1 protein-coding gene is annotated in these 2,770 nt (G+C 53.4%); it reads left to right on the plus strand.

The genetic code is table 11. The annotated features are described in order from the left end of the window. Positions 1-2,770 (plus strand): hypothetical protein (locus tag HMPREF2845_RS09320; RefSeq protein ID WP_070634374.1); only part of this gene is annotated, 2,770 nt, incomplete at both ends.

The following is a 2,770-nucleotide window of genomic DNA, read 5'->3' on the forward strand; positions in this document are numbered from 1 at the left end:
GCCACCCGGCGAGCGCCCGCGCGCTCAGCCTGTCACTGTTGCTGGGTTTGAGCCCGCTTGCGGGTATTACTCCGGCGGCGCTCGCAACACCGGCCCAGGCGGCATCTGACCGGCCGACTCAGGTTGCCCCCGCTCAGGCAGACCCGGAACAGGCGACCCCCGCCTCCCCCGCCGCAGCTTTGAACCAGCGCCAGACAGACAACCAGCAAAATCCTGTAGCCCAGGGCGAGCAGACCAATTCGCTACCGACTTTGCGCGTCACCAGTGGCACGTTAAAAATTGAGACTGGCGGCACGGTGCATGTTGAAGGCACCGGCTTCACTCCCGAATTCTTGGCACACCATGAGCTGCGTAGCCTCATTATTGCGCCCAAGGGTTCCTCTACCTATGTGGGCCCTTACCAGGAGCCAACATACCAGGGGCCGCGCTTTGACGTTCCGGCGCCTGCCCCAGACGGGACTTTCAGCGCTGACTTGGATGTGTCTTCCAACGGCATACCTGCGGGCATGGAGTACGAAGTTATTTTGACCTACCGCCCGCTGGATGAGGCACACCCCTATCAGTGGAATACTGAGGATCGTATTCGTACGGCGCTCCCTGTGACGAATGATTTTCCGGCATCTGTTCTGCCTTCTATTACCTATGATGTGGATTCTATTTCGGAGGAGCAGATTAATTCCGGAAAACCGATTGAAATCAATATGACGGGTTCGGGTTTTGACGGGATGAATAAGCTAAGTTTTACTCTTGTGGAAATCGACCCGAATAATCCTGAAAGTTATCATCGTTATTTAGATTTCGAGGATTTAGTTCCTGCAGATTCTCCGTACTTGAAGCGGGTTTTTCATGGTCTGATTCCTAACGGTCGTTTTCAGCGTAAGATTACGATTCCTGCCGGTTTTTTAAAGCCTGGTAAGGGGTATTATCTGAGCGTGGTTGGATCTTATCCCTCTGGGGTTGATTCTTCTCCCTTCGGCATTAACGCTATAGCGCGCGATTTCCCCTTCATTCCTGTGGGTAAGAACCCCGCGAAAATGCCTTACCAGAGCAATACGTACCGCAATACTCTTCCGAAGGTTTCACTGTCTCCTCAGACGCTTGATCCGTACCATGCAGGGAAATATAAAGTTACTATTTCTAACATTTCCCCGGAAGTTGATTTGGGGTATTACGTCAAATCCGTCGACATTTATAGTAAAACCGCTCGAAAGACTATCGTCGGAATTACTGACATTCCTTACTTTGATCATGACATTATTGTTGTCCGTAACCCTGACGGTACCCGCACCGTAGAACTTGAAATTGACTCTGCAGTCATCAAGGAGTTGCAGAATGTGTACCTTGGTTCTGAGGCAGAGCTGAGGGTAGCTTTCTCAGATTCTCTTTATCAGAAGGGTAGTCACATTTTTACGGTCACTGCGCCCGTGCAGCTGGCTGCTCCTCCGACCCCGATAAATCCTCCCGCATCTGATGAAGTGCGTTTGAGGGTCACTTCAGGTACCCTCAATATTTCTGAGGGCGGCACTGTCTCTGTGACGACTGCACCGCTGAGTGCTGAGTTCCGCAAGAAGTACACGCTCTTCGAGTTCGGCATTGTGGAGCGAGGGAAGGACTACGAGTGGTCAAGCTACGGCAGTAAGCTACCTGAAGCCCAGTACGGTAAGAGAGTCGCTACCCTTCGAAATCAGGGGAAGGTTCATGAAAACCCTGATGGAAGCATTACGTTCACCTTTGATGTTCGCAAGCAAATCTTTGATGTACCCGAGGGCACTCTCTTCGATGTCGTGTTGACGTTCTACCCGTCTGATGAAGCTGAGCCGGATTTGCGTTGGGAGTCGACAGACCGCCGTCTTACGGCACGAGCTTCTCTGCCGGTAGTGCGTGACCCTGAGCCTGTTCAGCCAACGTACCGCTACAGCATTTCGGCGATCGATAAGCCGTGGCAGGATACCACTCTGACGGTTGAGGGCTACCATATCCTCGATCCTCATGCGGTAGGTGGTCATGAATCGGTTGCGCACCTCACCCTCTACGAGGCTGACCCGGCCACCGGAAAGATTATGGGACGCCCTGTTTTCTCCGACATAATTCCGCTGACAAGTTGCGGACAACTTTGCGGCGGATTCCATAATCGTTACTTCAGCACGGAGATGACGATTCCGGCGGGTACGTTGAAGCCGGGCAGGCTCTATATGATTGGCATCTACGGTTCTAATCTGCCTCGTCCTGGCGAGGAGGAGTACAGCGGTAGCCTACTGACCAGTGTCGCTGAGTTCCTTCCCGTGCGGTCTACGCAGCCTAACCCTGACCAGCCTGTAGCGCGTCCGGACTTGTACATTCTGAATAAGCGCATCAGCCCGTACGAGGAGATGAATACCCTCACCGCACGAGTCTCGAATCTTCCGAAGCTTACCGATGGTCATTACCGTTTCTCGGTTCAGGCAACGGATGATTCTGGCAAGCCAACCGGCGAGAAGGCCCTGGAACAGGTCATTCCTGCTGAGCACCTTCAGAATGGTTCTACGGATGAGAAGCTGAATATTCCCGGTAGCGCGCTGAATTATGAGGGGTCTTACAGGGTTGTTCTGGAAAAGGTAACCCCCGGCAAGGATGGCGCCGCGGACACGGTCGAGCAGGTCACTTCTGAGGGCCTTGAGCTCTTTGTAAGCTACACTGCGGAGCGGGAAGCGGCTGTTGAGTGGGTTAAGCAGCAGGTTCTTCTGGATGAACATAAGGCTGTGCTGAGTCGCCGCGATGTCACGGTGGCGCT

The organism is Rothia sp. HMSC065B04, assembly GCF_001812285.1.
GTDB classification, from domain to species: Bacteria; Actinomycetota; Actinomycetes; order Actinomycetales; family Micrococcaceae; genus Rothia; species Rothia mucilaginosa.